This is a genomic window from Streptomyces sp. ISL-43 (assembly GCF_018614195.1).
Taxonomy (GTDB): domain Bacteria; phylum Actinomycetota; class Actinomycetes; order Streptomycetales; family Streptomycetaceae; genus Streptomyces.
On record NZ_JAGGOT010000042.1, the window covers coordinates 37,029 to 63,788 of the forward strand.

Consider the following 26,760-nt stretch of genomic DNA (forward strand, 5'->3'; position numbering starts at 1 on the left):
GTCTGGCGCCACCCGGCGCCGGGCGGCCTCAGCCGGCCATGTTGTCGGCCAGCTCCTCGCTGTCGCTGAGGTCCAGGTTCGACTCGGTGCCCGGGATCCCCAGGTCCTGCGCCCGCTTGTCCGCCATCGCCAGCAGCCGGCGGATCCGGCCCGCGACCGCGTCCTTGGTCAGCGGCGGGTCGGCGAGCGCGCCCAGCTCCTCCAGGGAGGCCTGCTTGTGCTCCATGCGCAGCCGGCCGGCCGCCGCGAGGTGCTCGGGTACCTCCTCGGCGAGGATCTCCAGGGCGCGCTGCACCCGGGCTCCGGCGGCCACCGCGGCCCGCGCCGAGCGGCGCAGGTTGGCGTCGTCGAAGTTCGCGAGGCGGTTGGCGGTGGCGCGCACCTCGCGCCGCATCCGCCGCTCCTCCCAGGCCAGCACGGAGTCGTGGGCGCCGAGCCGGGTCAGCAGGGCGCCGATGGCGTCCCCGTCCCGTACGACGACCCGGTCCACACCGCGGACCTCGCGGGCCTTGGCGGCGATGGAGAGCCGGCGGGCCGCCCCGACGAGGGCCAGCGCGGCCTCCGGACCGGGGCAGGTGACCTCCAGGGAGGAGGAGCGTCCCGGCTCGGTGAGCGAGCCGTGGGCCAGGAAGGCCCCGCGCCAGGCCGCCTCGGCGTCGCAGGTGGCCCCGGAGACCACCTGCGGGGGAAGACCCCGGATCGGGCGGCCGCGGCCGTCCACGAGTCCGGTCTGGCGTGCCAGCTGGTCGCCGCCGGCGACCACGCGGACCACGTACCGGTTGCCCCGGCGCAGGCCGCCCGGAGCCATGATCACCAGGTCCGAGGAGTGGCCGAAGATCTCGAGGATGTCCTTGCGCAGGCGGCGGGCCGCGATCCCCGCGTCCAGTTCCGCCTCGATGACGATCCGGCCGCTCACCAGGTGCAACCCGCCCGCGAACCGAAGGATCGCCGAGACCTCCGCCTTCCTGCAGCAGGTGCGGGTGACGGGCAGGCGGGCGATCTCATCCTTCACCGCGGGCGTCATCGCCATGGGCCGATCCTTCCATGCATCCGAAAAATACGGTCGTACGCGGCGGCGAGCAGCTCCGGATCATGCTTCGGAGAGCCGTCTTGCCTGGCAACCGGCGCCAGCTCGACCGCGGCGCCGAACCGTTTTGCGGCATCGGCGAGGGACTCGCGGTCGGGCACGGCGGCCTGATCGGCCAGCACCACGTCCAGGGCGAGTTTAGGGGCGTGTCGGGCCAAAACCTCCAAATGACGCTGCGGAGAGAAGCCCTCTGTTTCACCGGGTTGCGGAGCGAGGTTCAGCGAGAGGACCCGCCGGGCCTTCGTCTCGACCAGCGCGTCGAGCAGTTCCGGCACCAGCAGGTGCGGGATCACCGAGGAGAACCAGGACCCCGGACCGAGCACCACCCAGTCCGCGTCGAGGACCGCGGCGACCGCCTCGGGCACCGCCGGCGGATCGGCCGGCACCACCTGTACGGAGAGCACCTCGCCCGGGGTCAGCGCCACCGTGGCCTGCCCCCGTACGGTGTCCACGTCCTCGGGGCGGGCCGGGTCGTGGCCCTTGACCAGGGCCTGGAGCTCCAGGGGGACCGCCGACATCGGCAGTACCCGGCCGTGGGCGCCGAGCAGCTTGCCGACGAGGTCCAGGGCCTGGACGGGATCGCCGAGCTGCTCCCACAGGGCGACGATCAGCAGATTGCCGACGGCGTGCTCGTGCAGGTCGCCCTTGGACTGGAAGCGGTGCTGGATGACCCGTGCCCAGGTCTGGCCCCAGTCGTCGTCCCCGCACAGCGCCGCCAGCGCCTTGCGCAGGTCGCCGGGCGGCAGCACGCCCAGTTCCTCGCGCAGGCGCCCGCTGGAGCCGCCGTCGTCGGCGACGGTGACGACGGCGGTGAGGTCGCCGGTGATGCGCCGCAGGGCGGTCAGCGAGGCCGAGAGGCCCCTGCCGCCGCCGAGCGCCACGACCTTGGGCGCGACGACCTTGGGAGCCTCGCCGCGGCGCAGCCCCGCGCGGCCGCCGCCGGCCTCGTCCTTGCCGGAGGTGAGCCGGCGCAGGCGACGGAGCCGCAGGGTGCGTCCGGTCACTCGCGCCCCATGTCCCTGTGGACTACGACGGTCTCGACTCCCTCGGAGGCGAGGCGGGCGGCGAGCTTCTCGGACATGGCGACACTGCGGTGCTTGCCGCCGGTGCAGCCGACCGCGATCGTCACGTACCGCTTGCCCTCGCGGCGGTAGCCGGTGGCGATGAGCTGGAGCAGCTCGGTGTAGCGGTCGAGGAACTCCTTGGCACCGGGCTGGCTGAAGACGTAGCCCGACACCTCCTCGTTGAGCCCGGTGAAGGGGCGCAGCTCGGGGACCCAGTGCGGGTTGGGGATGAAGCGGCAGTCGACGACGAGGTCGGCGTCGACCGGCAGGCCGTACTTGTAGCCGAAGGACATGACGGTGGCCCGCAGCTCGGGCTCCTCGTCGCCCGCGAACTGGGCGTCCATCTTGGCGCGCAGTTCGTGCACGTTCAGACTGGAGGTGTCGATGACCAGGTCGGCGTCGCCGCGCAGCTCGCGCAGCAGGTCGCGCTCGGCGGCGATGCCGTCGACGATGCGGCCGTCGCCCTGCAGCGGGTGCGGGCGGCGGACCGACTCGAAGCGGCGTACGAGCGCGTCGTCCGAGGACTCCAGGAAGACGATCCGCCGGGTGACCCCGCGGGTCTCCAGGTCGGCGAGGGACTCGCGCAGGGCGTCGAAGAACTGCCGGCCGCGGACGTCGACGACGACGGCGATGCGCGCCACGTTGCCCTGCGAGCGGGCGCCGAGTTCCACCATGGTGGTGATCAGCGCGGGCGGGAGGTTGTCGACGACGAACCAGCCGAGGTCCTCCAGGCACTTGGCCGCCGTACTGCGGCCGGCCCCGGACATTCCGGAGATGATCACCAGCTCGGGGATGGCCGCCTCGGCGGTATCTCCGGGCTCCACTGTCGTGCCCGTACTCACCTGTGCTCCGTCTCGGTCGTACTCGGATTCGGATTCGTGCCCGGAATCATGCTCTGATCCGCGGTCGTGCTGGGATTCGCGCTCGGTCATTGCTCGGTCCCCCGTTCGGATGCCGCCCCCGCGGGCGCGGGGATCTCATCCTCAATGATCTCCCCGGTCGCCATGTTGACGGCGGGACCGGCGGGAACCGCCTGGGCGAGGGCCGCGGCCACGGTCTCGGCCGTCTTGCGGCCTATGCCCGGGACCTCGCAGATCTGGTCGATTGTCGCCTGCCGGAGCTTCTTCACCGAACCGAAGTGCTTGAGCAGGGCCAGCTTGCGGCTCTCGCCGAGCCCGGCCACCTCGTCGAGCGGTCCGGACTTCAGGCGCTTGCCGCGCTTGTTGCGCTGGTACTGGATGGCGAAGCGGTGTGCCTCGTCGCGCACGCGCTGGAGCAGGTACAGCCCCTCGCTGGTGCGGGGCAGCACCACCGGGTCGTCCTCCCCCGGCAGCCAGACCTCCTCCAGCCGCTTGGCCAGGCCGCACACGGCGACGTCGTCGATCCCGAGCTCCTCCAGGGCCCGCTTGGCGGCGGCCACCTGCGGCTGCCCGCCGTCGACCACGACGAGCTGCGGCGGATACGCGAAGCGCTTGGGCCGCCCGTCGTCCTCGGCCGCCCCCGGCTGCTCGCCGTCGGCGTCCTCGGGGGACCACTCCCCCGTCTTCAGCTTCTCCTGGAGGTAGCGGCGGAAGCGGCGGGAGACGACCTCGTGCATGGAGCGGACGTCGTCCTGCCCCTCGAAGCTCTTGATCTGGAAGCGCCGGTACTCGCCCTTGCGGGCCAGGCCGTCCTCGAAGACGACCATCGAGGCCACGACGTCGTCGCCCTGCAGGTGCGAGATGTCGAAGCACTCGATGCGCAGCGGCGCGCCGTCCAGCTCCAGCGCCTCGGCGATCTCCTCCAGGGCCCGCGAGCGGGTGGTGAGGTCGGCGGCGCGCTTGGTCTTGTGCAGGGCGAGGGACTGCTGGGCGTTGCGGTGGACGGTCTCCATCAGCGCCTTCTTGTCCCCGCGCTGCGGGATGCGCAGGCTGACGAGGGAGCCGCGCCGCTCGGCGAGCCACAGGGCGAGGGCGTCGGCGTCGTCGGGGAGCGCCGGGACCAGCACCTCCTTGGGGACGGCCTCGCCCTTCTCCTCCCCGTACAGCTGCTGCAGGGCGTGCTCGACGAGCCCGGCCGTGTCGACGGCCTCGACCTTGTCGGTGACCCAGCCGCGCTGGCCGCGGACCCGGCCGCCGCGTACGTGGAAGATCTGTACGGCGGCTTCGAGCTCGTCCTCGGCGACCGCGATCAGGTCGGCGTCGGTGGCGTCGGCGAGCACGACCGCGTTCTTCTCCATCGCCCGGCGCAGGGCCCCTATGTCGTCGCGGAGCCGGGCGGCCTTCTCGTACTCCATCTCCTCGGCGGCCTCGCGCATCTCGCGTTCGAGGCGGGAGAGGTAGCTGCCGGTGCGGCCGGCCATGAAGTCGCAGAAGTCCTCGGCCAGTTCCCGGTGCTCCTCGGGGGTGACCCGGCCGACGCAGGGCGCGGAGCACTTGCCGATGTAGCCGAGCAGGCAGGGGCGGCCGATCTGGGCGGAGCGCTTGAACACCCCGGCGGAGCAGGTGCGGACGGGGAAGACCCGGAGCATCAGGTCGACGGTCTCGCGGATGGCCCAGGCGTGCCCGTAGGGGCCGAAGTAGCGCACGCCCTTCTTCTTGGGGCCGCGCATGACCTGGACCCTCGGATAGTCCTCGTTCATGGTGACGGCGAGGGAGGGGTAGCTCTTGTCGTCCCGGTACTTGACGTTGAACCGGGGGTCGTACTCCTTGATCCATGAGTACTCGAGCTGCAGCGCCTCGACCTCGGTGGAGACCACGGTCCACTCGACGGAGGCCGCCGTGGTCACCATGGTGGCGGTACGCGGGTGCAGTCCGGCGATGTCCTGGAAGTAACTGGCCAGCCGCTGGCGCAGGCTTTTGGCCTTCCCGACGTAGATCACCCGGCGGTGCTCGTCGCGGAATCTGTAGACCCCCGGGGAGTCGGGGATCTGTCCTGGCTCGGGACGGTAGCTGGAAGGGTCGGCCATGCCAGCCACCCTACTGTCGCCCGCCGACAACCGAGCCGTTCCCCCTCCCGCGGCGGGGGGTCCGAGGGGGCCCGGGGGCAGGCAGCGGGCGGCCCCGCGGGGCCCGGGGCAGGCGGGGGAAGACGACCCCGCGGGGCCCGGGGCAGGCGGGGGAAGACGACCCCGCGGGGCCCGGCCGCCTGGCCGGCGGCCGGGTCCCCTCGGGTGGCTACGCCCGCACCACCCGCTGCCGTCGGGAGCGCAGCACGGCCGGCAGGCCGGCCGCGCCCAGCGCCAGAGCCAGAGCCACGGCTCCGGCGGCGACCGGCAGTCCCTCCGTTGCTCCGGACCCGGCCGTGGCTTCCGTGGGGGCGAAGCCACCGGCCTTCCCGGACTTGGCGTAGGCGGACCCGGGGAGCTTGTCCCCGTAAGCCTTCACGACCCGGGCCCGGTAGGCGGCGAGGCTGGTACCCCGCTCGCCCACGGCTCCCACCGCGTCCGGGTCCAGCGGCAGCACCCGCTCGCCGCCGGCCACGTACCACGCGTCGATCTGGGGCTCCCGGAACACCGTGCCGCCGGGAAGTTTCGCCGCGCCGAGCCGGGCGTAGCGGAACTCGTCGTCGCCGGTGGCGATGTTCACCACCTGCCAGCCCGCTTCCGTCTTGGCGGTCCACAGGGCGGCCTGCTGACCGTCCGAGGAGACGGCCTTGCTGGCGAGGAACTCCAGCCGGGCCACGGGTGCGCCCGCCTTCCCGGCGACGAAGTCCGGCGAGAGGTAGCTGACGGCTATCGCCTCGCCGTCGATACGGGGCTGCGCGGAGGTCGGCGAGACCTTGCCCTCGCGGGCGAAGAAGCGGGACAGGGTGGCGAGCGTGTCGGGGGCCGCGGCCGCCAGTGCGGCGGCGGCCCGGTTCTCGGCGGTGTCGCTCTGGGGCTGCGGGACGGGGGCGGCGGTCGCCTGGGTGGGGGCCAGGGCGAGCAGCGCGGCCCCGGCGACGAGCGCCGTGGCGAGGCGAGGATTCATGAGGTCACGCCCCGATCCGGTAGAGCGAGTGGGTCCAGGAGAAGGTGCCGTTGTCCACGTACCAGGCGTGCGAGGCCCAGTTGTAGCGGTCGCTGGAAGGCCACGGGTCGCCCCAGTACACCCAGCTGTTCGCGGTGTCGTAGCCGTAGACGACGTGCATGTGGCCACCGCCGTTGGACCACTGGATGCGGGTCTCGACCGGGCGGTCGGCGTTGATCTCGCTCTGCACGGTGGAGTACTGGAGCCAGCCGTTGACGTAGGAGCCGGAGTTGATGCCGGCCCAGCGCAGGGCGGTCTGCACGTTGCCGAGGGTGGCCTGGTTGTTGGGGCAGTCGTAGCCCTGCTGGCGGTTGAAGGCGGCGTTGCAGAACTGGTTCTGGCTGTAGCCGCGGCCGAACCAGGTGGCGATGGTGTTGCCGGCCGCGGCCCAGCACCAGTTGGTCTTCTGCTGTGCCTGCATGGTGATGCCGAGCCGCTTGTACGCCAGGGCCGCGTTCTCGGCGGCCCCGGTGTTCCCGGCGGTCTCGGTCACATCGGTGACGGCGGTCATGGCGGTGGCGGAGCCCGGACCGGCATCGGCGGCGGTGGCGGTACCGGTGGGCAGGGCGAGGAGCAGGGCGGTGACGAAGGCGGCGAGGTGGAGCCGCCGGTGGGGATTGCGCATCGCGTTCCTCCCGAGGTGGGGAGTGGGGGTGGAGGAGCGCGTCCGGACGCTGAGGAGGAGCATCAGGGTGTTGTCGGGAACAGGTCAACAGGCTTCAATACGGCGTGACATCGCGGTGTGAACGGTGGGGCTGAAGTGTGAACGTCCGCCATCGGTCCACCTGGACCCACCCGGGCCTCGGACCTCGTCCGCGCGGCCGCCCGCACCACCGCGCGTGAACGTTCACAGGAGGAGGCGCCATGCGGTCGAGTGCTGAGCGCACCTTCTCGGACAGCACCCCGGAGCTGCCGCACCTGCTGCACACCGGGCCCTTCCACCTGGCGCTCCGCGCCGCCCTCACCGCCCGCGGGCTGCCCCTGCACCGGGTTCAGCACCGGCTCGCCGCCCGCGGCATCAAGATCGGGGTGACCAGCCTCAGTTACTGGCAGCAGGGCGCCCGGCGGCCGCGCCGCGCCGAGTCCCTGAAGGCCGTAGGGGCCCTGGAGCAGATCCTCGAACTGCCCGAGGGCACCCTGCTGCGGCTGCTGGAAGCGCCGGAACCCGCCGGCCCGGAGACGGCCCGGCCTCCCGCCCGCTCCTACCGGGCGCTGTTCAGCGTGGGCGCGGCCGTGGAAGGACTGCTGGCCGGCATGGAACTGCCCGCCGACGGCGGCCTGCACACCGTCGGCCACCACGAGCGGGTGCGGATCGGGCCCGCCGGGCAGCTGCTGGGCCGCGAGTCGCAGCACGTCGTACGGGCCCACCGCGACGGGGTCGACCGGTACATCGCCGTCCACCACGGCGACCCGGGCTGCGATCCGGCGCGCATCCGGGTGCGGGCCGACGAGAACTGCCGGACCGGGCGGATCCGGCGCCACCCCGAGGCCGAGGTGGTCGTCGCCGAGCTGCTCTTCGACGCCCGGCTGCGCGCCGGGGACACGTACGTCTTCGGCTACGGCTTCGAGGACGGTACGGGCGGCCGCAGCGCCGAGTACGTGCGCGGCTTCAGCTACACGGGCGGGCAGTACGTGCTCCAGGTCCGCTTCGACGAGGCCGCGCTGCCGGTGCGCTGCCGCCGCTTCACCCGCAGCGGGCCGGACGCGCCGCGCGGGTGGCTCGCGGACCTGACCCCGAGCGGCCCGCACCGCGCCGTGCACCTGGTGGAGCAGGGGGTGCGGCGCGGGGTCCTGGGGATCGGCTGGGACTGGGAATGAGCGCGGACGGCCCGGTCGCGGGTCAGCCCGCGATGAGCTTGCCGCCCTCGGCCCTCACCGGGACCTCGGGCAGCGGGTCACCGGCCGGGCCGCGCAGCACCTTGCCCGTGGTCACGTCGAAGCGGCTGCCGTGGCAGGGGCAGTTCCCCTGGCCCTCGACGATCTTGTCCAGTACGCAGCCGGCGTGGGTGCACTGGGCGCTGAACGCCTTGTACTGTCCCGCCTCCGCGCAGCTGACCAGGAGCTTCTCCTTCCGGAACAGCATCGCGCCGCCGACCGGCACATCGGACGCGGCGCCCAGCTCGACGGGCTCGGCGGGGACCGCCGGGGAACCGGCGCCGCTGTCGGACTCGGTGGAGCAGGCCGTGAGCGCCGCTCCCGCACCGGCGGCCCCGACGGTCGCTGCGGCGCCCTTGAGCACGGTACGGCGGGCTGCGGGCGGCAAGGCGGACATGCGGTTCTCCCGGGGGCTGGTCGGCTGGGTCCCCCGACGATACCGCCGGCCGATGGGATACCTTCCCCCGCGTGATCGTCGTCGGTGGAGAAGCCCTGATCGACCTGGTGCCCGTGGCGCGGCCGCCGGGCGCCCTGCTGCCCCGGCCGGGCGGCGGACCGTACAACACCGCGCTCGCGCTGGGCCGGCTGGGCGCGCGGGTCGCCTTCTGCTCCCGGGTCTCGACGGACGGCTTCGGCGACTCGCTGCTCGCGGGGCTGCGCGCGGCCGGTGTGGACCTCTCGCTGGTCCAGCGCGGGCCGGAGCCCACCACGCTGGCGGTGCCCTCGCTGGCCCCGGACGGCTCGGCGGCGTACGGCTTCTACGTCGAAGGCACGGCCGACCGGCTGTTCCGCCTGCCGCCCGCGCTTCCGGCGGGGGTACGGGCCCTCGCGCTCGGCACCTGCTCGCTGGTGCTGGAGCCCGGGGCCGGCGCCTACGAGGCCCTGCTGCGCCGGGAGTCGGGGCGCGGGCTGCTGACCCTGCTCGACCCCAACATCCGGCCGGCGCTGATCGCCGACCCGGCGGCCTACCGGGCCCGCTTCCTGTCCTGGCTGCCCCACGTCCGCGTGCTGAAGCTGTCGCAGGAGGACGCGGCGTGGCTGGGCGGGCGGGTCGGCGACTGGCTGGCCGCGGGTCCCTCAGCGGTGGTGCTCACCCGGGGAGCGGCGGGCATGACGGTGTGGACGCGGGAGGGAGAGGAGTACTCGGCGTCCTCCCGCCGGGTCGAGGTGGTGGACACCATCGGGGCGGGCGACACCGTGAACGCGGCGCTGCTGCACCGGCTTTCGGGCAGCGCGGCCGGCGGGGACGGATGGGGCGGATGGGGCGGTGGGGGCGGCACGGGTCCGGTGGACTGGCCCGGGGTTCTCTCCTACGCCGCCCACGCGGCCGCGCTGACCTGCGCACGGGCGGGCGCGGAGCCCCCGTACGCGGCCGAGCTCTGACGCTTCCGCCTCTCTGGCTTCCGCCTCTCGGGTTTGGGCCCTCGGGGCCTCAGCGCAGCGCCGCCCAGACGGTCCTGGCCAGGGCGGGGGCGAAGTCCTCGACCGGGTCGACCGTGTCGGGGCCGGAGAAGTGCAGGAAGAAGGCCCGCTGGAAGCAGGCGCCGAGCAGCAGCGCGGCGGCGGCCCGCGGGTCGGCGTCGGGGCGGAGCCGGCCCCGTTCGAGTTCCCGGAGCAGGTGGCCGGTCAGGGCCTCCAGCACGATGTGCGGGCCCGCGCCGATGCTCCGTACGCCCTCGCGGTGGCGGGTGAGCAGGACGGGGTCCGCGAAGAGCGAGGCGGCCATGGGCATGGCGTCGGCGTAGAAGAGCGAGGCGTGGCGGGCGATCTCGGCGAGCCGCTCCTCGACCGGCTGCTCCCCGGGATCGGTGGTGAGCGCCGCCATCATCGCCCCGGCGTTGGGGCGCCGCTCCATCAGCACGCGCACGAACAGTTCTTCCTTGTTCGCGAAGTACTTGTAGAGCGCGGCCTCCGAACAGCCGGCTTCGCGGGCGATCGCCTTGGTGGTGGCGTTGGCCAGCCCGCTGGTGCGCATCAGCGTCTCGGCGGCGTCCAGCAGGCGCTCGGGGGTGGGCCGGCTTGACTTGGGGGTGAGCATTCGCTCACCCTAGCGGAAGCAGGGGTGAGTAAACGCTCACCCACCCATTATCGGGATGCGGGAGCCAGGATGAGACTCACGGTGTTCGGAGCCACGGGCGGAGTCGGCCACGAGGTCGTCCGGCAGGCGCTCGACGCGGGACACGAGGTGACGGCGGTCGTCCGCGATCCGGCGCGGCTGGAGGTCCCGGCGCACGAGCGGCTCCGGGTGGTGGTGGTCCGGGACCTGACGGACGAGGAGGCGCTGATCCCGGTCCTGGAGGGCCGGGAGGCGGTGGTCTCCGCGCTCGGGCCCGCGAGCAACAAGCAGGCCAGGCTCACCCCGGTCGCGGGCCCGGCCCTGCGGTCGATCGTCTCGGCGATGGACCGGGCGGGGGTGAGCCGCCTGTCGGCGGTCAGCGCGGCGCCGGTGGCCCCCGACGGGCCGGAGGACGGCGCGCTCACCCGGCTGCTGGTCTACCCGCTGCTGCGCCGGGCGCTGCGGGACCTGTACGCGGACCTCGCGGTGATGGAGGCGGCGATCGCCGCCAGCCGCACCCGGTGGACGGTGATCCGCCCGCCGCGCCTGCTGAACCGGCCGCGCACCGGGACCTACCGCCGCGCGATCGACGCCAACGTTCCGGGCGGCAAGGTCGTCTCCCGCGCGGACGTCGCGGACGCGCTCCTGACCACCCTGTCCGACCCCTCGACGGCCGGCCACGCGATCGGCATCGCCGCCTAAGGGTGCCCGCGGGTAACGCCGGCGGGGCTGGATCCTCCAGCCCCGCCGGCGTTTGAGGCACGGCCACGGCGCCGCAGCCGCAAACGGCGCCGCACCCACCCCGGAGGGCTACTCCTTGCGGGCGCGCGCGGCCTTCTTCGCAGCGGCGGGCGCCGCCGCCTTCTTCGCGGCCGCCGTCTTCTTCGCGGCCGCGGCCGGAGCCGCCGCCTTCTTGCGAGCGGCCGTCTTCTTCGCCGGCAGGGCCGGAGCCGGGGCACCGGCCTCCAGAACGCGGTCCGCGCCCAGGATGTCCCGCAGGAACTTGCCCGTGTGGCTCGCACCCACCGACGCGACCTGCTCGGGGGTGCCCTCCGCGACGACGAGACCGCCGCCGTACCCGCCCTCCGGACCCATGTCGACGACCCAGTCCGCGGTCTTGATGACATCGAGGTTGTGCTCGATGACGATCACCGTGTTCCCCTTGTCCACCAGCCCCGAGAGCACCTTGATCAGCTTCGAGATGTCCTCGAAGTGGAGGCCCGTCGTCGGCTCGTCCAGGACGTACACCGTGCGCCCCGTCGACCGCTTCTGCAGCTCCGAGGCCAGCTTCACGCGCTGCGCCTCACCGCCCGACAGCGTCGGCGCCGACTGGCCGAGGCGCACGTACCCCAGCCCCACCTCGTTCAGCGTGCGCAGGTGCCGGGCGATCGTCGGGACCGCCCCGAAGAACTCCGAGGCCTCCTCGATCGGCATGTTCAGGACCTCGGCGATGGACTTGCCCTTGTAGTGGACCTCCAGCGTCTCCCGGTTGTACCGGTCGCCGTGGCAGACCTCGCACGGGACGTAGACGTCCGGCAGGAAGTTCATCTCGATCTTGATCGTGCCGTCGCCGGAGCAGTTCTCGCACCGGCCGCCCTTGACGTTGAAGGAGAAGCGGCCCGGCAGGTAGCCGCGCACCTTCGCCTCCATCGTCTCCGCGAAGAGCTTGCGGACGTGGTCGAAGACACCGGTGTACGTCGCCGGGTTGGACCTCGGGGTCCGCCCGATCGGCGACTGGTCGACGTGCACGACCTTGTCGACGAGGTCGTCGCCGTCCACCCGCGTGTGCCGTCCCGGCACCGACCGGGCGCCGTTGAGCTCGCGGGCCAGGTGCGTGTACAGGATGTCGTTGACCAGTGTCGACTTGCCGGAGCCCGATACGCCCGTCACCGCCGTGAGCACGCCCAGCGGGAAGGACACGTCGATGTCCTGGAGGTTGTTCTCCTTGGCGCCGTGGACCGTGAGTCTGCGCGCCGGGTCCACGGGGCGGCGTACATCGGGGAGCGGGATGGCCCGCTTGCCCGACAGGTACTGCCCGGTGATCGACTCGCTGTTCTTCAGCAGGTCCTTCAGCGAGCCGCTGTGCACGACCTTGCCGCCGTGCTCGCCGGCGCCGGGGCCGATGTCCACGACCCAGTCGGCCACCTTGATGGTGTCCTCGTCGTGCTCGACGACGATGAGCGTGTTGCCCATGTCGCGCAGCCGTACGAGCGTCTCGATCAGCCGGTGGTTGTCCCGCTGGTGCAGGCCGATGGAGGGCTCGTCCAGCACGTACAGCACGCCCACGAGACCGGAGCCGATCTGCGTGGCCAGCCGGATGCGCTGGGCCTCGCCGCCGGACAGGGTGCCGGCGGCGCGGTTGAGCGAGAGGTAGTCCAGGCCGACGTCGACGAGGAAGCGGAGCCGCTCGTTGACCTCCTTGAGGACCCGCTCGGCGATCTTCTTGTCGCGGGCGTCGAGCTTCATGCGCCCGAGGAAGTCCGCGCACTCGCTGATCGACATCGCGGCGACCTCGGCGATGGAGCGGTCCATCACCGTCACCGCGAGCACGATCGGCTTGAGGCGGGTTCCCTCGCAGGTGGGGCAGGGCACCTCGCGCATGTAGCCCTCGAAGCGCTCGCGGCTGGCGTCGCTCTCGGACTCCGAGTGGCGCCGCTTGACGAACGGCACCGCGCCCTCGAAGGCCGTGGTGTAGGCGCGCTCGCGCCCGTACCGGTTGCGGTAGCGGACCTCGATCTGCGTCTTGTGGCCGTACATCAGGGCCTTCTTCGCCCGCAGCGGCAGCCCGGCCCACGCGATGTCGGTGCGGAAGCCCAGCTCCTCGGCGAGGGCGCCGATCAGCCGCTGGAAGTAGTCCTTGGTGTGGCCGAGCGACCACGGCGAGACCGCGCCCTCGTCCAGGGACTTGTCCTCGTCCGGGACGATCAGCTCCGGGTCCACCTCCATGCGCGTACCGATGCCGGTGCACTCGGGGCAGGCGCCGAAGGGCGAGTTGAAGGAGAAGGAACGCGGCTCCAGCTCCTCGAAGGACAGGTCGTCGTACGGGCAGTAGAGGTGCTCGGAGTACATCCGCTCACGCTCGGGGTCGTCCTCGGCGAGGTCGACGAAGTCCAGGATCACCATGCCGCCCGACAGCCCGAGGGCGGTCTCGACGGAGTCGGTCAGCCGGCGCTTGGCGCCTTCCTTGACCGTGAGGCGGTCGATGACCACCTCGATGGTGTGCTTCTCCTGCTTCTTCAGCGTGGGCGGCTCGGAGAGCTGGATCGTCTCCCCGTCCACACGGGCCCGGCTGTAGCCCTTGGTCTGGAGGTCGGAGAAGAGGTCGACGAACTCGCCCTTGCGCTCGCGCACGAGCGGCGAGAGCACCTGGAAGCGGCTCCCCTCGGGCAGCGCGAGCACCTTGTCGACGATCGCCTGCGGCGACTGCCGGGAGATCGGGCGGCGGCACTCGGGGCAGTGGGGCTTGCCGATGCGGGCGAAGAGCAGGCGCAGGTAGTCGTAGACCTCGGTGATGGTGCCCACGGTCGAGCGCGGGTTGCGGGACGTGGACTTCTGGTCGATCGAGACGGCCGGGGAGAGGCCCTCGATGAAGTCGACGTCGGGCTTGTCCATCTGCCCGAGGAACTGGCGGGCGTACGACGAGAGCGACTCGACGTAGCGGCGCTGGCCCTCGGCGAAGATCGTGTCGAAGGCCAGGGAGGACTTGCCCGAACCGGAGAGTCCGGTGAAGACGATGAGTGAGTCGCGGGGCAGGTCGAGCGAGACGTTCTTGAGGTTGTGCTCGCGAGCGCCACGAACGATGAGACGGTCGGTCACGCCGGTCCGCACCTTTCTTGAGAGAGCGGGGGCACGGGCCCCCGTCCCAGGGTATTGGGGGGCGCCTCTGCGATGGACTCGGAGACTGGGCTCCGTGGACTCCGAGCGTATAGCACGTGCATTCGATTTCCGGCACTACGCCAATCGCTTCACCCGATCGTGTGGCGGCGACCCTCGAAGGACTAGGCTCGTCCGCATGATTGATCATGTGCACGACCTGCGATCTGTACGTGAAGCCACGGACCGGCTGCTGACCGCGGCCGCGAAGCTGGACGACGCCGCCCTGGCCGAAGAGTCACATCTCCCCGGCTGGACCCGCGGCCACATCCTGGCCCACCTCGCCCACAACGCCGACGCCCTGGTAAACGTTTTCGAGGGCCTCCCGATGTACGAGAGCGCCGAGAGCCGCGAGGCCGACATCGAGCGCGACTTCGGCCGGCCTCTCCTGGAACAGCTCGAGGACGTCCGGAATTCCGCCACCCGCTGGGAGGCCGTGGCCGAGCGCCCGCAGGACTGGACCCGCGTCGTGGAGCTGCGCAACGGCGTCACCGACGTCGCCGCCCGCGTCCCCTTCCGGCGCCTGATCGAGGTCGAGCTGCACCACGTCGACCTGAACATCGGCTACAAGCTCTCGGACCTCCCCGAGGAGTTCACCGACCGGGAGATCGACTTCCTCGCCGATCGCTGGTCGGGCCGTCCGGACGTGCCGCCGGTGACGCTGCGGGCAGCCATGCCCGGCCAGGTCTGGCACACCGGCGGCACCGAGGGCACCCCGGTGGTCCTCGAGGGCCCCAAGGACGAACTGCTCGGCTGGCTGGCCGGGCGCGGTCTCCGGGGTGCCCACCTCGCCGTCCTGGCCGGCGACGGCCTGCCCGAGCTCCCCCCGCTCTAGGATGCCGATATGACATACAGCGGAACGGTCAAGGTCGGCGGTCCGGCCGACGTGCACGAACTCTCGAACCTGATGATTTCCAAGGTCGCGGTGGGCGGGATGAACAACAACGCCTACCTGCTGCGCTGCCGTGCCACCGACGAGCAGTTGCTGATCGACGCGGCCGCGGAGCCGGAGACGCTGCTGAGCCTGATCGGCGACAGCGGCATCGCGTCCGTGGTCACGACGCACCGGCACGGCGACCACTGGGGCGCGCTCCAGGCGGTGGTCGAGGCGACCGGCGCGCGGACGTACGCGGGCGCCCACGACGCCGAGGGCATCCCGGTCGCCACCGACGTGCTCGTCGCGGACGGGGACACGATCACCGTCGGACGGATCACGCTGACCGCCCGCCACCTGGTCGGCCACACGCCCGGCTCGATCGCGCTGGTCTACGACGACCCGCACGGCCACCCGCACGTGTTCACCGGCGACTGCCTCTTCCCGGGCGGCGTCGGCAACACCTGGGGTGACCCGAAGGCCTTCGCCCGGCTCGTCGACGACGTCGAGCACAAGCTCTTCGAGCAACTGCCGGACGAGACCTGGGTCTACCCGGGCCACGGCAACGACACCACGCTCGGCGCCGAGCGGCCGCACCTGGCCCAATGGCGCGAGCGCGGCTGGTAGCGGGTACCGAATCCGTCAACCTTGCGCCGGACTGCACTCCTTCCGGTCGATGATGGCCGAACGCACGTCCTGGGGGTGCGGGGCGGGGTAATTGCTGCAGCATGCAACAGGACCCCTCCCCGGCCGCCCCGGCCATCCCCACCCTCGCGGACCCCACCCCCGCGGACCTCGCCCCCGCGGCCCCGCGCCCCTCGATGCTCCGGCTCGCCTCGGCCTCCCTCGCCGGCACCGCCATCGAGTTCTACGACTTCTTCGTCTACGGCACCGCCGCCGCCCTGGTGCTCGGCCCGCTCTTCTTCCCCTCTTTCTCGCCGCTCGCCGCCACCCTCGCCGCCTTCGGCACCTTCGGCGTCGGCTTCCTCGCCCGCCCCCTGGGCTCCGCCGTCTTCGGCCACATCGGGGACCGCCACGGCCGCCGCCCGGTGCTGCTCGGCTCCCTGCTGCTGACCGGCCTCGCCACGGTGGCGGTGGGCTGCGTTCCCTCGTACGCCTCGATCGGTGTGGCCGCGCCGATCCTGCTGGTCGTGCTGCGCTTCCTCCAGGGCTTCGGCCTCGGCGGTGAGTGGGGAGGCGCGGTACTGCTGACCGCCGAGCACGCCCCCGAGCGGCGGCGCGGGCTGTGGTCGAGCTTCCCGCAGATGGGCCCGGCCGTCGGGTTCCTGCTGGCCAACGGCCTGATGCTGACCCTGTCGGGCACGCTCACCGACGGACAGTTCGCCGCCTGGGGCTGGCGGGTGCCGTTCTGGGCGGCGGGGCTGCTGGCGCTGGCCGGGCTGTGGCTGCGCCGCTCGGTGGAGGAGACCCCGCAGTTCCGCGCGCTCGCCGAGACCGGCCGCCGGGCGGACGCCCCACTGGCCGAGGTCGTACGGGACCACTGGCGGCTGCTCCTGCTGACCGGCGGGGCACTGGCCGTGGGCTACGCCGTCTTCTACGCGGTCACCACCTGGTCGCTGGCCTACGCCACCGAGCACCTCGGCGTGCACCGCACGGTGATGCTGGCGTGCATCATGGCGGCCGTCGCGCTCAAGGGCCTGGCGACCCCGGCGGTCGCGGTGCTCGGCGACCGCTACGGCCGCCGCCCGCTGTGCCTGGCCGGCTGCGCGGCCTGCGTGCTGTGGATGTTCCCGTTCGTGGCGCTGCTGCGCACGGCGGACCCGCTGCTGATGACGCTGGGACTGCTCGGCGCCCTGCTCGGCATGGTGACGATGTTCGCGGTGGTGGGCGCGTACCTGCCCGAGCTGTACGCCCCGCGGATCCGCTGCACGGGCGCGGCCGTCGGCTACAACCTCGGCGGAGTGCTGGGCGGCGCCCTGACCCCGATCGCGGCGACGGCCCTGGCGGACGGCTCGGGCCCGCCGTGGGCGGTCGCGGTGTACCTGACGGCGATCGCCACGGTCTCACTGACCTGCTTCGCACTGCTCCCGGAAACGAACCCGGTGGTCGTACGGCAGCGGACGGGCGCCGTGGCGGAATCGGAAGCGGGGGCGGCCGAAGCGGCCGCCCCCGTGTAGCCCCGTAGGACCTACCGGCGCGTTCAGGCGTCGATGCTCTCCGGATCGGCGGCGGCCTCGGCCGCCGCCTGCTTCTTCGAGGCGATCAGGCTGGTGATCGTGGTGATCACCAGGACGCCGCAGATGACGCCCAGGGAAACCGGGATGGAGATCTGCGGGACGTGCAGGCCGGACTCGTGCAGGGCGTGCAGCACGAGCTTGACGCCGATGAAGCCCAGGATGACGGAGAGGCCGTAGCTGAGGTGGACCAGCTTCTTGAGCAGGCCGCCGATGAGGAAGTACAGCTGGCGCAGACCCATCAGGGCGAAGGCGTTGGCGGTGAAGACGATGTACGGGTCCTGGGTGAGGCCGAAGATCGCGGGGATCGAGTCCAGGGCGAACAGCACGTCGGTGGTGCCGATGGCGAGCATGACGACCATCAGCGGGGTCAGGACGCGCTTGCCGTTGTTCCGGATGAAGAGCTTCGTGCCGTGATAGCGGTCGGCGACGCCGAACTTCTTCTCGATGGACTTCAGGAGGCGGTTCTCCTCGAACTCCTCTTCCTCCTCGTCCTTGCGGGCCTCCTGGATCAGCTTCCACGCGGTGTAGATGAGGAACGCGCCGAAGATGTAGAAGACCCACGAGAAGTTGGTGATGATCGCGGCGCCGGCGGCGATGAAGATCGCGCGCAGGACGAGGGCGATCAGCACGCCCACCAGCAGTACGCGCTGCTGGAGCTGGGAGGGGACCGCGAACTTCGCCATGATCAGGACGAAGACGAAGAGGTTGTCCACGCTCAGGGACTTCTCGGTGATGAAACCGGCGAAGAACTCCTGCGAGGCCTGGCCGTGCCCGAAGACCAGCAGGCCGAGGCCGAAGAGCGCGGCGAGGACGATCCAGACGACCGTCCAGACGCCGGCTTCCTTCATGGAAACGTCGTGGGGCTTGCGGCCGATGAAGAAATCGGCGCCGATGAGGATGCCCAGACCGAGAATGGTCAGCACCCAGAGGGTCAAGGAAACGTCCACTATGAACATGCCTCCGGCAGATGGCTCAGCACTTTGTCAGCGTCATCGCTGCCGGAGGTCTCTTCCACCCGGACGGCCAGGAGGCCACGGGCCGGCGCCCCGGGACCGATTGCAGTCCGTATTGACGGGCACGTCGTAGCAGGAAAGCAGGAATACTCCCCTCCGCGCTCACGAGCCTACCCGTCGCAGGCACATAAGGTAAAGGGGAAGCCAAGAACTGGTCAGCGGACGGTCATCCGGGCCGGACGGCGGGCCGCCGCGGCCGCTACCCGGCGGTGCGCCTGGCCGCCGCGACCCGCTCCAGCGCCTGCTCGAGGACCCGGCTGCCCCGCGGGGGCAGGTCCGGCTCGAAGGTCCAGGCGTGGTGGACCCACGGATCGGCGAGATGGTTGTCCGGCACGGGCGACAGCCGCATCAGCGAGCGCCACAGCGGATCCAGCAGCGGCCCGTAGGCCGAGGCCTCGTCGCGGTCGGCGACCATCAGCAGGTGGACTCCGACCGCCGGACCCTCGTCGGCGAGGTAGCGCAACCGGGTGACGGCCCGGTCGTCGAACCCGTGCGGGAAGTCGTGCACGAGCAGCAGCTGGTCGGAGGTGTCCACATCCGGCGGCAGGTCTTCCGGAGCCCCGGCCCGCACCGCCATCTGTACGAGGTCCACGCGCCGGGTCAGCCGCTCCAGGGTCTCGGTGACCCCGGCGGCACCGGCGGCGGGCGGCCCGGCCAGCACCCCGGCGCGCACCAGCGGAGCGAGCGAGGCGGCTCCGGCGCCGCCCGCGTCGATGACGTGGACGGCGAACCGGTCGGCCGGATGGGCGGCGAGCAGACGCGCGGCGTGCGCGACGGCCATGTCCATGGCGGCCCGCCGCAGCCGGTCGGTGTCCATGGCCATGGCGGCCTCGGAGCCGGTGCGGCCGTTGTCGATCCACAGGCCGCGCTCCAGCGGGACCCGGACCAGCATGGGGATCCGCAGTTCCGGCCGCTCGGGCAGGTGGAGGTCGCCGAGGCGCAGCGCCAGCGGGCTCTCGGAGGGCACGGCGTGCGCGTGCCAGACCGGGTTGTCCCAGCGTGCGTACGAGGCCGGCAGCGCGGGCTCGACCACCTCGGACTCGGCGGTGAGCACGACGAGGTCCCGGTCGAGGACGGCCTGCGCCTGCGCGACCAGCTCTTCGCGGCGGGCCCGGGCCGTGTCGCGGGCGGCGTTGCCGGAGCCGCCGAGGCGGTGGCGCGGGTCGGACAGGGCCTCGTCGAGCTCGCGGTCCATCCGGGAGTCGGCGAACTCGACGGCGCCCCGGTAGGCGGCGACCGAGCGGGCCAGGTCTTCGAACATGCCCCAGACCTGGTTGTAGAGCCGCTCGTCCATGGACCAGCCGCTCGCGTCCCCGGCGACCGGGCGCGGCTGCTCGCCGAGCGGGGGCGGCGCGGCGGGGCGCGGCGCGGGCTCGGGCGGTTCGGTGCTGGTACGGCGGCGCGGGTGGGCGTAGCTGATGGTGGGCGGCCCGCCCGCGGTGTCCCCGCCGGGCGCGGCGGCGTAAGGGGTTCCGGAGACGGGGATCGGCTCCGGCGGCGTGGGAGCGGCCGGGGCGTGCCGAGCGTCCTGCGGGGCGGGGGACGGAGCGGGTGCCGGTGCCCGCAGGCCGCGCGGCACGGTGGGAGCGGGAGCCCCGGGTATGGCCGCCAGGGTGACGTCCCCGGCCGGGGTCTGCCCCATGGCGGCGGCGGCCAGCTCGGCGGCCGCCGGGCCGGGCAGTCCGGCGTCGGCCAGGAGCGCGCCGAGCCCGCCGGCGTACCCCTGGCCGACGGCGCGGACCTTCCAGGCTCCCTGGCGCCGGTAGAGCTCGAGAGCCACGACGGCGGTCTCGGACTCCAGGTCCGTCAGCGTGTACCCGGCGAGCTCGGCGCCCTCCGGGTCGGCCACGGACACGTAGGAGGCCGGGACCGCGCCGAAGCGGGCCGGTCCGCCGGGCGGCAGGACCAGCACCAAGCCGACCCGGTGCACGGCCGGTCCGACGGCGTCGAGGTCGACCAGCACGCTGTGCTGTCCCGAGACCGTCCCGGGCACTTCCAGCCCCGGTAGGGTCCGGGCGCCGGGATGGGCCAGCGCCTCGGGGCCGGCGAGCCGGCCCTCGTCGTCGCCGACCTGGGCCAGGGCGAGCACGGGTGTGCCCGCCGAGACCCTGATCTCCACCCGGCTCCGGGACAGGGGGTGGTTCTGCCCCCGGACCAGTTCGGCCGTCATCGTGCAGCCCCTCCCCCGTACCCGTTCTTCTGCCGTGCGGTCTCGTCGGTCGCGCTGTACTTCGTGGTGCCCGGGTGCTGCTTACAGGTGCGGCAGGATCGCCGGCATCAGGTCCTGGAACGTACGGCCGTTGGCCGGGTTGCCGAGGGCCGTCATCTGCCAGCCGGCGCCGGCGCGCGACACCTTCGCCATGATCTGCGCGGTGTACTGGCCCCCGCCGTCGAGGGTGTAGCGGGCCAGTTCCTGGCCGTTGGTCTCGTCGACGATGCGGCAGAAGGCGTTCTGCACCTCCTGGAACGTCTGGCCGGTGAACGAGTTCACCGTGAAGACGATCTGGTCGATGTGCACCGGCACGCGCTGCAGGTCGACGAGGATCGACTCGTCGTCCCCGCCCTGGCCGACACCGCCGACGAGGTTGTCGCCGGTGTGCCGGACCGAGCCGTCGTCGCTCTGCAGGTGCCGGAAGAAGACGACGTCGACGGGCTGCTTGTCGGCGAAGAGCACCGCCGAGGCGTCGAGGTCGATCTCCCGGGTCCGCGAGCCGAACAGCCCGCGGCGCTTGGCCGCCTGCCAGCCGAGGCCCATGCGGACCGCGGTCAGCGTGCCCCCGTCCGCCTTCTGCAGATTGATGGCCTGACCCTTGGTCATGTTGACCGTCACGCGCTGTCCCCTCTCCATAGCCCTCCCCCGATGGGGGTGCGCAGCGTGTACCTGCGGCTGGGTCCCAACCCTACTGACCGGCCCCGGGTCAGGCGAGGCCTGCTTCCCTCATCTGTCGGAGCTCCTTCTTCAGTTCGCTCACCTCGTCCCGGATCCGGGCCGCGACCTCGAACTGCAGCTCCGCGGCGGCGCCGCGCATCCGCTCGGTCATCTGCTCGATGAGCGAGGCCAGTTCGGCGGCGGGACGGTCGGTCAGGACCTCGGCGCCCTTCGCCCCCTTGGCCCCGGCCTTGCCGCCCGCCTTGGCCTGGGCCGCCTTGCCGCCCAGCGCCGGGACCGGCGCCTTGACGGCCTTGCCGTCCTTCGTCTGGCGGTACCCGCTGCCGAGCAGCTGCTCGGTGTCGAGCTCCTCGCGGGCGATGGTCGCCACGATGTCGTTGATCTTCTTGCGGAGCGGCTGCGGGTCGATCCCGTGGGCCGTGTTGTAGGCGACCTGCTTCTCCCGGCGGCGGTTGGTCTCGTCGATCGCCTGGGCCATCGCCGGGGTGATGCTGTCCGCGTACATGTGGACCTCGCCGGAGACGTTGCGCGCGGCGCGGCCGATGGTCTGGATCAGCGAGGTCCCCGAGCGCAGGAAGCCCTGCTTGTCGGCGTCGAGGATGGCCACGAGCGACACCTCGGGCAGGTCGAGGCCCTCGCGCAGCAGGTTGATGCCGACCAGGACGTCGTACTCGCCGGCCCGCAGCTCGCGCAGCAGCTCGATCCGGCGCAGGGTGTCGACGTCGCTGTGCAGGTAGCGGACCTGGATGCCGAGCTCCAGGAAGTAGTCGGTGAGGTCCTCGGCCATCTTCTTGGTGAGGGTGGTGACCAGGACCCGCTCGTCCTTCTCCACCCGCTGCCGGATCTCGTGCACCAGGTCGTCGATCTGGCCCTCGGTGGGCTTGACCACGACTTCGGGGTCGATGAGGCCGGTGGGGCGGATGATCTGCTCGACGAAGCCGTCGCCGCGCGAGAGCTCGTACTTCCCGGGGGTGGCCGAGAGGTAGACGGTCTGGCCGATGCGCTTTTGGAACTCCTCCCACTTCAGCGGCCGGTTGTCCAGGGCGGACGGGAGCCGGAAGCCGTGGTCGACCAGGGTCCGCTTGCGGGAGGCGTCGCCCTCGTACATCGCGCCGATCTGCGGCACCGTGACGTGCGACTCGTCGATGACGAGGAGGAAGTCCTCGGGGAAGTAGTCGATGAGGGTGTTGGGCGCGGAGCCGCGCTCGCGGTCGTCCATGTGCAGCGAGTAGTTCTCGATGCCGGAGCAGGACCCGATCTGGCGCATCATCTCCAGGTCGTACGTGGTGCGCATGCGCAGCCGCTGGGCCTCCAGCATCTTGCCCTGCTTCTCCAGCTCGGCGAGGCGCTCGGCGAGCTCGGCCTCGATGCCGCGGACCGCCTTCTCCATGCGCTCGGGGCCGGCGACGTAGTGGCTGGCGGGGAAGACGTACAGCTCGCGGTCCTCGCTGATCACCTCGCCGGTCAGCGGGTGCAGGGTGGACAGGGCCTCGATCTCGTCGCCGAACATCTCGATGCGGACGGCCAGTTCCTCGTAGACCGGGAAGATCTCGATGGTGTCCCCGCGCACGCGGAAGGTGCCCCGGGTGAAGGCCACGTCGTTGCGCGTGTACTGGATTTCGACGAAGCGGCGCAGCAGCTGGTCCCGGTCCATCTCCTCGCCGACCTTGAGGGGGACCATCCGGTCGACGTACTCCTGCGGGGTGCCGAGGCCGTAGATGCAGGACACGGAGGCGACGACGATGACGTCGCGCCGGGTGAGGAGGGAATTGGTCGCGGAGTGGCGCAGCCGTTCCACCTCCTCGTTGATCGAGGAGTCCTTCTCGATGTAGGTGTCCGACTGCGGTACGTACGCCTCGGGCTGGTAGTAGTCGTAGTACGAGACGAAGTACTCGACGGCGTTGTTCGGCAGGAGCTCGCGGAACTCGTTCGCCAGCTGGGCGGCGAGCGTCTTGTTGGGTGCCATCACCAGCGTGGGCCGCTGGAGCTTCTCGATCATCCAGGCGGTGGTCGCCGACTTGCCGGTGCCGGTCGCGCCGAGCAGCACGACATCCTTCTCACCTGCGCGGATGCGCTTCTCCAGCTCGGCGATGGCCGCCGGCTGGTCGCCGCTGGGCTGGTAGGAGCTGACGACCTCGAAAGGCGCCACCGTGCGTTCGATCTTTGATACGGGCCGCATGGGGTCAACCGTACGACCCCCCACTGACAGCCGGCGTTCCCGCGGGCCTGCGGGCCGTCCGGGTCTGGTCCGTTTGTCGTAGTTCGGTGGCGGCCCCGCGATCTTCAACCCCATGATCGCCGTACCCGGCTCCTCCCTGAAAGGGCGTCGAGAACGCATCGCCGAGAGTGCACCGCCCGCAACGAATGCCACCCCGCGCCCGTTTGAGGCGGGAGCAGGGCTCACGACCCGAGGAGAACGCGCATGTACGTCCGATCCGCCGCCGCGGCCGCCACCGCCTTCCTGGGACTCACCTTGACCGTGTTCGGCGCGACGGCCGCCTCGGCGGCCCCCGGTCCGGACTGGCTCTCCAACCCGATCGTGTACGCCCACCGGGGGGCTTCGGCGTACGCCCCGGAGAACACCCTCGAGGCGGTCGACCTCGCCATGCGGATGGGCTTCGACTGGGTGGAGAACGACGTGCAGCGCACCAACGACGGCGAGCTCGTGGTGATCCACGACGACACCCTGGCCCGCACGACCGACGTCGAGCAGGTGTTCCCCGACCGCAAGCCCTGGCGGGTCAAGGACTTCACGGCCGCGGAGATCGCCCGGCTGGACGCGGGCAGCTGGTTCGGCCAGGAGTTCACGGGCGCCCGGGTGCCCACCCTGCGGGAGTACATGGACCGGGTGCAGCGCAACCAGCAGCGGCTGCTCCTGGAGATCAAGAAGCCGGAGCTCTACCCCGGGATCGAAGAGCAGACCCTGCGCGTGCTGGACGAGACCGGCTGGCTCGACGAGAACCACGTGAGCCGCCGCCTGGTGGTGCAGAGCTTCAGCACCGACTGCGTCCGCGCCGTGCACCGGCTGCGCCCGGACCTGGTGACGGCCTTCCTCGGCACCCCGGCCGTCGCCGACCTCCCGCGGTACGCGCAGTTCACCGACCGGATCAACCCCTGGTACACCACCATCGACGGCGACTGGGTGGCGGCGGTGCACGGGCTGCTCGGCGCCCACGGCAAGGCGATGGAAGTGGACGCCTGGATCGTCGACGACGCGGAGACCGCCCGGAAGGTCCAGGACATGGGCGTGGACGGGATCATCACCAACAAGCCCGACGTCGTACGGGAGGCCGTGGGCGGCTACTGAGCCGGCGGCCCTGTCGGCGGGGGGCCGTACCGTGAAGGGGTGGACAATCCTGAGCCCCGCGGGCCTCACCTCGAATGGACCGTCGTCGCCAGCGACATCGGCCCCCTGCTCCTGGCCGCGACCCCGCAGGGGCTGGTCCGGGTCGAGTTCCACGCCGGTCCCGAGCGGGCCGACGGGATGATCGGCGCGCTGGTCTCCCGGCTCGGCGCCGACGCCTGGCGTCCCGCCCCGGGCGACGAGGTCCTGCTGGCAGAGCCGGTGCGCCAGCTGGCCGCGTACTTCGCCGGCGACCTGCGCCGCTTCGAGCTCCCGCTCGACTGGCGGCTCAGCTCGGGCTTCAACCGCGAGGCCCTGCTGGAGCTGGACCGCTCCGTGCCCTACGGAGCGGTCGTGGGGTACGGAGAACTGGCCGCCCGGGCCGGCCGGCCGGGCGCGGCCCAGGCCGTCGGGCACGCCATGGGCTCGAATCCGCTGCCGCTGGTGGTGGCCTGCCACCGGGTCGTGGAGAACGACGGGGGCATCGGCGGGTTCGGCGGCGGGGTGGAGACCAAGCGCTTCCTGCTGGCCCTGGAAGGCGTGCTCCCACAGCCGCTGTTCTGAGCGCGGCGGGTGCGGCCGCGCGCGCGGCGGGACCGGCGGTACGGGGTCCCGCGCCGGGCCAGGTTCTCCGCGCCGGTCCGGCCACGCGCCCCCGGTAACCCGGTTCCGCCCGACGGTAAGGGGTGGGAAACTGCGGCGGTGACTACTCCCGCCGCCGCACCCGGCCCCGAGCTCCCTCCGCACCCGCGCCGAGGGGGCACCGCGTGAACGCCGCACCCGGCACCGAGCGGCCCGCTCCGCCGATCGACCGCGCCGACCTGCCCCGGCTGCGGCGCCGGACCTCCGGCGTACTGATCGCCGGCCAGATCCTGGGCGGCATCGGCGTGCCCATCAGCATCGCGCTGGCCCCGGTGCTGGCCACCGAGGTCAGCGGCACGGAGTCGCTGTCCGGCTTCGCCTCCACCGCCTCCGTGATCGGCACCGCCGCCTTCTCCCTGCCGCTCGCCGCGCTGATGACCGCCCGCGGCCGCCGGCCCGGGCTGGTCCTCGCCTACCTGATCGGCGCGGCCGGCGCGGCCCTCGTCGTCCTGGCCGCCTCGGTCAAGAGCTTCCCGCTCCTGATGATCGGCATGGCCGCCTTCGGAGCCGCCTCCTCCGCCAACCTCCAGGCCCGCTTCGCCGCCGCCGACCTGGCGGAGCCCGACCACCGGGCCCGGGCGATCTCCGTCGTGGTCTGGGCCTCCACCATCGGCGCGGTGCTCGGCCCCAACCTCTCCGCCCCGGCCAGCCGCAGCTTCGCCGGCACCTCCATACCCCAGACGGCGGGCCCCTTCGTCTGGGCCGGCGCCGTCTTCCTGCTCACCGCCGGGCTGATCTCCGTACTCCTGCGCCCGGACCCGCTGCTGACGGCCCGGGCGCTCGCCGCGCCCGAGGAGCAGACCCGTGCCGGGCGCTCGCTGCGCGCCGGCTTCGCGGCCGTCAAGGCCTCCCCCAGGGCCCGGCTCGCGCTGGTCACCATCGCGGTGTCGCACACCGCGATGGTCTCGATCATGGTGATGACCCCGGTCGACCTGGGTCACCACGGGGCGGGGCTCCAGCTCATCGGACTGGTCATCAGCGGGCACATCGCCGGCATGTTCGGCTTCTCGCCGGTGATGGGCTGGCTCGCGGACCGGATCGGCCGGCTGTCGGTGATCGGCCTGGCCGCCGGGCTGCTGTCGGTCGCCGCGCTCCTCGCGGGCACGGCCGGCGGGAACCACGCGCAGAGCGCCGCCGGTCTCTTCCTGCTCGGCCTCGGCTGGTCAGCCGGCATGGTGTCCGGCTCGGCGCTGCTGACCGACTCGGTGCCGCAGCCCGCGCGTGCCGCCGTACAGGGCCTGGGCGACCTCACGATGAACACGGCCGCCGGCGTGGGCGGCGCGGCCGCCGGTCTGATCATGGCCCAGGCGGGCTACGGCTGGCTCAACGCGGTCGGTGCCGCGCTGCTGCTGCCGATGGCGGCGCTCGCGCTGTTCACTTCGCGCCGCCATCCGGTGAAAGCCGCGGACGGCAAGGCTCAGTAGCTGATGTGGTAGGCCTTGCGGAGCGTCTCGTGGACGGTCCAGACGGTCTTGTCGCCCTCGCGCAGGACACAGGCGGATCCGGGCCCGACCTCCAGCGTCGCGCCGCCCTCCACCTCGATGGTGGCGCGGCCGGCGACCACCACGAACAGCTCGTTCGCCTCGGTGTCGGTGACCACGCCCGGGGTGATCTGCCAGATCCCGCGCACCTGCGAGCCGTCCGCCGCCTCCCACAGCACCTTGCCCGTCACGACGGGCTCGCCGGAGACGATCTGCGCGGGGTCGAGGTCCTCCGGCTCCAGCTCGGAGTCGGGGAGGGCCACGACCGAGACGGCGAAGGAAGCGGGGGCGGAGCCGGGTGCGGGGGCGTCGCTGTGGTCACTGGTGCTCATGGCCCGTCAGCCTAATCCGGGCGTCCCTCCCCCCGGGGTGACC

General features: G+C 72.3%; 23 protein-coding genes. 9 read left to right on the forward strand and 14 right to left on the reverse strand.

Going from position 1 to position 26,760, the window contains the following annotated elements; genetic code table 11:
- Window positions 1-28 precede the first annotated feature (28 nt).
- The 6 genes from whiA to J7F03_RS24060 form a co-directional block, all read right to left on the reverse strand.
- Window positions 29-1,030, reverse strand: coding sequence for a DNA-binding protein WhiA (gene whiA, locus J7F03_RS24035; protein WP_112449750.1), 1,002 nt, complete (start codon window positions 1,028-1,030; stop codon window positions 29-31).
- Window positions 1,021-2,091 carry a uridine diphosphate-N-acetylglucosamine-binding protein YvcK gene (gene yvcK / locus J7F03_RS24040; protein ID WP_214952772.1) on the reverse strand — a complete coding sequence of 357 codons (1,071 nt, stop codon included), beginning with the start codon at window positions 2,089-2,091 and terminating at the stop codon, window positions 1,021-1,023. The genes whiA and yvcK overlap by 10 nt, the downstream gene beginning before the upstream one ends.
- The gene (gene rapZ / locus J7F03_RS24045) at window positions 2,088-3,083 is read right to left on the reverse strand and encodes an RNase adapter RapZ (RefSeq protein ID WP_251072386.1); all 996 of its coding nucleotides are present in this window, start codon (window positions 3,081-3,083) and stop codon (window positions 2,088-2,090) included. The genes yvcK and rapZ overlap by 4 nt, the downstream gene beginning before the upstream one ends.
- Window positions 3,080-5,098, reverse strand: coding sequence for an excinuclease ABC subunit UvrC (gene uvrC, locus J7F03_RS24050; RefSeq protein ID WP_214952777.1), 2,019 nt, complete (start codon window positions 5,096-5,098; stop codon window positions 3,080-3,082). Before uvrC ends, rapZ begins: the two co-directional genes overlap by 4 nt.
- 208 nt (window positions 5,099-5,306) lie before the next feature.
- The gene (locus J7F03_RS24055; RefSeq protein WP_214952779.1) at window positions 5,307-6,101 is read right to left on the reverse strand and encodes a hypothetical protein; all 795 of its coding nucleotides are present in this window, start codon (window positions 6,099-6,101) and stop codon (window positions 5,307-5,309) included.
- Window positions 6,102-6,105: 4 nt separating this feature from the next.
- The gene (locus tag J7F03_RS24060; protein ID WP_214952781.1) at window positions 6,106-6,765 is read right to left on the reverse strand and encodes a papain-like cysteine protease family protein; all 660 of its coding nucleotides are present in this window, start codon (window positions 6,763-6,765) and stop codon (window positions 6,106-6,108) included.
- Window positions 6,766-7,004: 239 nt separating this feature from the next.
- Here J7F03_RS24060 and J7F03_RS24065 point away from each other — a divergent pair, with 239 nt between their 5' ends.
- Window positions 7,005-7,958 (forward strand): hypothetical protein, encoded by a 954-nt coding sequence (locus J7F03_RS24065; RefSeq protein ID WP_214952784.1) that lies wholly within the window; start codon window positions 7,005-7,007, stop codon window positions 7,956-7,958.
- Between the two features lie 22 nt (window positions 7,959-7,980).
- On the opposite strand, the gene J7F03_RS24070 is transcribed toward J7F03_RS24065, so the two are convergent.
- Window positions 7,981-8,412 carry a Rieske (2Fe-2S) protein gene (locus J7F03_RS24070; RefSeq protein ID WP_214952786.1) on the reverse strand — a complete coding sequence of 144 codons (432 nt, stop codon included), beginning with the start codon at window positions 8,410-8,412 and terminating at the stop codon, window positions 7,981-7,983.
- Window positions 8,413-8,483: 71 nt separating this feature from the next.
- Between J7F03_RS24070 and J7F03_RS24075 the strand changes: the two genes are divergently transcribed.
- On the forward strand, window positions 8,484-9,398 hold the full coding sequence (locus tag J7F03_RS24075) for a carbohydrate kinase (protein ID WP_214952788.1): 915 nt from the start codon (window positions 8,484-8,486) through the stop codon (window positions 9,396-9,398).
- Between the two features lie 49 nt (window positions 9,399-9,447).
- Here the strand turns inward: J7F03_RS24075 and J7F03_RS24080 are convergent, their stop codons facing one another.
- Window positions 9,448-10,053: a TetR/AcrR family transcriptional regulator gene (locus tag J7F03_RS24080; protein ID WP_214952790.1), complete on the reverse strand. Its 606-nt coding sequence runs from the start codon at window positions 10,051-10,053 to the stop codon at window positions 9,448-9,450.
- 69 nt (window positions 10,054-10,122) lie between these two features.
- Here J7F03_RS24080 and J7F03_RS24085 point away from each other — a divergent pair, with 69 nt between their 5' ends.
- Window positions 10,123-10,773 (forward strand): NAD(P)-dependent oxidoreductase, encoded by a 651-nt coding sequence (locus J7F03_RS24085; RefSeq protein WP_214952792.1) that lies wholly within the window; start codon window positions 10,123-10,125, stop codon window positions 10,771-10,773.
- 108 nt (window positions 10,774-10,881) lie between these two features.
- Here J7F03_RS24085 and uvrA read toward each other — a convergent pair whose 3' ends face one another.
- Window positions 10,882-13,887 (reverse strand): excinuclease ABC subunit UvrA, encoded by a 3,006-nt coding sequence (gene uvrA, locus J7F03_RS24090; protein WP_214952794.1) that lies wholly within the window; start codon window positions 13,885-13,887, stop codon window positions 10,882-10,884.
- Window positions 13,888-14,083: 196 nt separating this feature from the next.
- Between uvrA and J7F03_RS24095 the strand changes: the two genes are divergently transcribed.
- From J7F03_RS24095 to J7F03_RS24105, 3 genes are all read left to right on the forward strand, one after another.
- Window positions 14,084-14,779, forward strand: a complete 696-nt coding sequence (locus J7F03_RS24095) for a maleylpyruvate isomerase family mycothiol-dependent enzyme (protein ID WP_214952796.1) — start codon at window positions 14,084-14,086, stop codon at window positions 14,777-14,779.
- Window positions 14,780-14,788: 9 nt separating this feature from the next.
- Window positions 14,789-15,445, forward strand: coding sequence for an MBL fold metallo-hydrolase (locus J7F03_RS24100; RefSeq protein WP_214952799.1), 657 nt, complete (start codon window positions 14,789-14,791; stop codon window positions 15,443-15,445).
- A 194-nt stretch (window positions 15,446-15,639) separates the two neighbouring features.
- Complete coding sequence (locus J7F03_RS24105) at window positions 15,640-16,956, forward strand: MFS transporter (RefSeq protein ID WP_214952947.1); 1,317 nt, start codon at window positions 15,640-15,642, stop codon at window positions 16,954-16,956.
- A gap of 23 nt (window positions 16,957-16,979) precedes the next feature.
- Here J7F03_RS24105 and J7F03_RS24110 read toward each other — a convergent pair whose 3' ends face one another.
- The 4 genes from J7F03_RS24110 to uvrB all read right to left on the reverse strand — a co-directional run bounded on the left by J7F03_RS24110 (window position 16,980) and on the right by uvrB (window position 23,098).
- A complete protein-coding gene (locus J7F03_RS24110) occupies window positions 16,980-17,963 on the reverse strand; it encodes a TerC/Alx family metal homeostasis membrane protein (protein WP_214952801.1) in 984 nt (327 codons plus the stop codon).
- Window positions 17,964-18,228: 265 nt separating this feature from the next.
- Window positions 18,229-20,199 (reverse strand): TerD family protein, encoded by a 1,971-nt coding sequence (locus tag J7F03_RS24115; protein ID WP_214952803.1) that lies wholly within the window; start codon window positions 20,197-20,199, stop codon window positions 18,229-18,231.
- Between the two features lie 81 nt (window positions 20,200-20,280).
- A complete protein-coding gene (locus J7F03_RS24120) occupies window positions 20,281-20,859 on the reverse strand; it encodes a TerD family protein (protein WP_214952806.1) in 579 nt (192 codons plus the stop codon).
- Window positions 20,860-20,947: 88 nt separating this feature from the next.
- A complete protein-coding gene (uvrB, locus tag J7F03_RS24125; RefSeq protein WP_214952808.1) occupies window positions 20,948-23,098 on the reverse strand; it encodes an excinuclease ABC subunit UvrB in 2,151 nt (716 codons plus the stop codon).
- 243 nt (window positions 23,099-23,341) lie between these two features.
- Between uvrB and J7F03_RS24130 the strand changes: the two genes are divergently transcribed.
- The 3 genes from J7F03_RS24130 (at window position 23,342) to J7F03_RS24140 (ending at window position 26,328) form a co-directional block, all read left to right on the forward strand.
- Window positions 23,342-24,226 (forward strand): glycerophosphodiester phosphodiesterase family protein, encoded by an 885-nt coding sequence (locus tag J7F03_RS24130; RefSeq protein WP_214952809.1) that lies wholly within the window; start codon window positions 23,342-23,344, stop codon window positions 24,224-24,226.
- Between the two features lie 39 nt (window positions 24,227-24,265).
- Window positions 24,266-24,826 (forward strand): methylated-DNA--[protein]-cysteine S-methyltransferase, encoded by a 561-nt coding sequence (locus tag J7F03_RS24135; RefSeq protein ID WP_214952812.1) that lies wholly within the window; start codon window positions 24,266-24,268, stop codon window positions 24,824-24,826.
- 203 nt (window positions 24,827-25,029) lie between these two features.
- Window positions 25,030-26,328, forward strand: coding sequence for an MFS transporter (locus tag J7F03_RS24140; protein WP_308379936.1), 1,299 nt, complete (start codon window positions 25,030-25,032; stop codon window positions 26,326-26,328).
- Here the strand turns inward: J7F03_RS24140 and J7F03_RS24145 are convergent.
- Complete coding sequence (locus tag J7F03_RS24145) at window positions 26,322-26,717, reverse strand: cupin domain-containing protein (RefSeq protein WP_214952814.1); 396 nt, start codon at window positions 26,715-26,717, stop codon at window positions 26,322-26,324. The genes J7F03_RS24140 and J7F03_RS24145 overlap by 7 nt on opposite strands.
- Between the last annotated feature and the right edge of the window lie 43 nt (window positions 26,718-26,760).

What these genes read in the sequence shown, in the direction of transcription:
- whiA (WP_112449750.1), bottom strand. Translation starts at nt 1,030, where the DNA reads ATGGCGATGACGCCCGCGGTGAAGGATGAGATCGCCCGCCTGCCCGTC.
- rapZ (WP_251072386.1), bottom strand. Translation starts at nt 3,083, where the DNA reads ATGACCGAGCGCGAATCCCAGCACGACCGCGGATCAGAGCATGATTCC.
- uvrC (WP_214952777.1), bottom strand. Translation starts at nt 5,098, where the DNA reads ATGGCCGACCCTTCCAGCTACCGTCCCGAGCCAGGACAGATCCCCGAC.
- J7F03_RS24055 (WP_214952779.1), bottom strand. Translation starts at nt 6,101, where the DNA reads ATGAATCCTCGCCTCGCCACGGCGCTCGTCGCCGGGGCCGCGCTGCTC.
- J7F03_RS24060 (WP_214952781.1), bottom strand. Translation starts at nt 6,765, where the DNA reads ATGCGCAATCCCCACCGGCGGCTCCACCTCGCCGCCTTCGTCACCGCC.
- J7F03_RS24065 (WP_214952784.1), top strand. Translation starts at nt 7,005, where the DNA reads ATGCGGTCGAGTGCTGAGCGCACCTTCTCGGACAGCACCCCGGAGCTG.
- J7F03_RS24070 (WP_214952786.1), bottom strand. Translation starts at nt 8,412, where the DNA reads ATGTCCGCCTTGCCGCCCGCAGCCCGCCGTACCGTGCTCAAGGGCGCC.
- J7F03_RS24080 (WP_214952790.1), bottom strand. Translation starts at nt 10,053, where the DNA reads ATGCTCACCCCCAAGTCAAGCCGGCCCACCCCCGAGCGCCTGCTGGAC.
- J7F03_RS24085 (WP_214952792.1), top strand. Translation starts at nt 10,123, where the DNA reads ATGAGACTCACGGTGTTCGGAGCCACGGGCGGAGTCGGCCACGAGGTC.
- J7F03_RS24095 (WP_214952796.1), top strand. Translation starts at nt 14,084, where the DNA reads ATGATTGATCATGTGCACGACCTGCGATCTGTACGTGAAGCCACGGAC.
- J7F03_RS24100 (WP_214952799.1), top strand. Translation starts at nt 14,789, where the DNA reads ATGACATACAGCGGAACGGTCAAGGTCGGCGGTCCGGCCGACGTGCAC.
- J7F03_RS24105 (WP_214952947.1), top strand. Translation starts at nt 15,640, where the DNA reads ATGCTCCGGCTCGCCTCGGCCTCCCTCGCCGGCACCGCCATCGAGTTC.
- J7F03_RS24115 (WP_214952803.1), bottom strand. Translation starts at nt 20,199, where the DNA reads ATGACGGCCGAACTGGTCCGGGGGCAGAACCACCCCCTGTCCCGGAGC.
- uvrB (WP_214952808.1), bottom strand. Translation starts at nt 23,098, where the DNA reads ATGCGGCCCGTATCAAAGATCGAACGCACGGTGGCGCCTTTCGAGGTC.
- J7F03_RS24130 (WP_214952809.1), top strand. Translation starts at nt 23,342, where the DNA reads ATGTACGTCCGATCCGCCGCCGCGGCCGCCACCGCCTTCCTGGGACTC.
- J7F03_RS24145 (WP_214952814.1), bottom strand. Translation starts at nt 26,717, where the DNA reads ATGAGCACCAGTGACCACAGCGACGCCCCCGCACCCGGCTCCGCCCCC.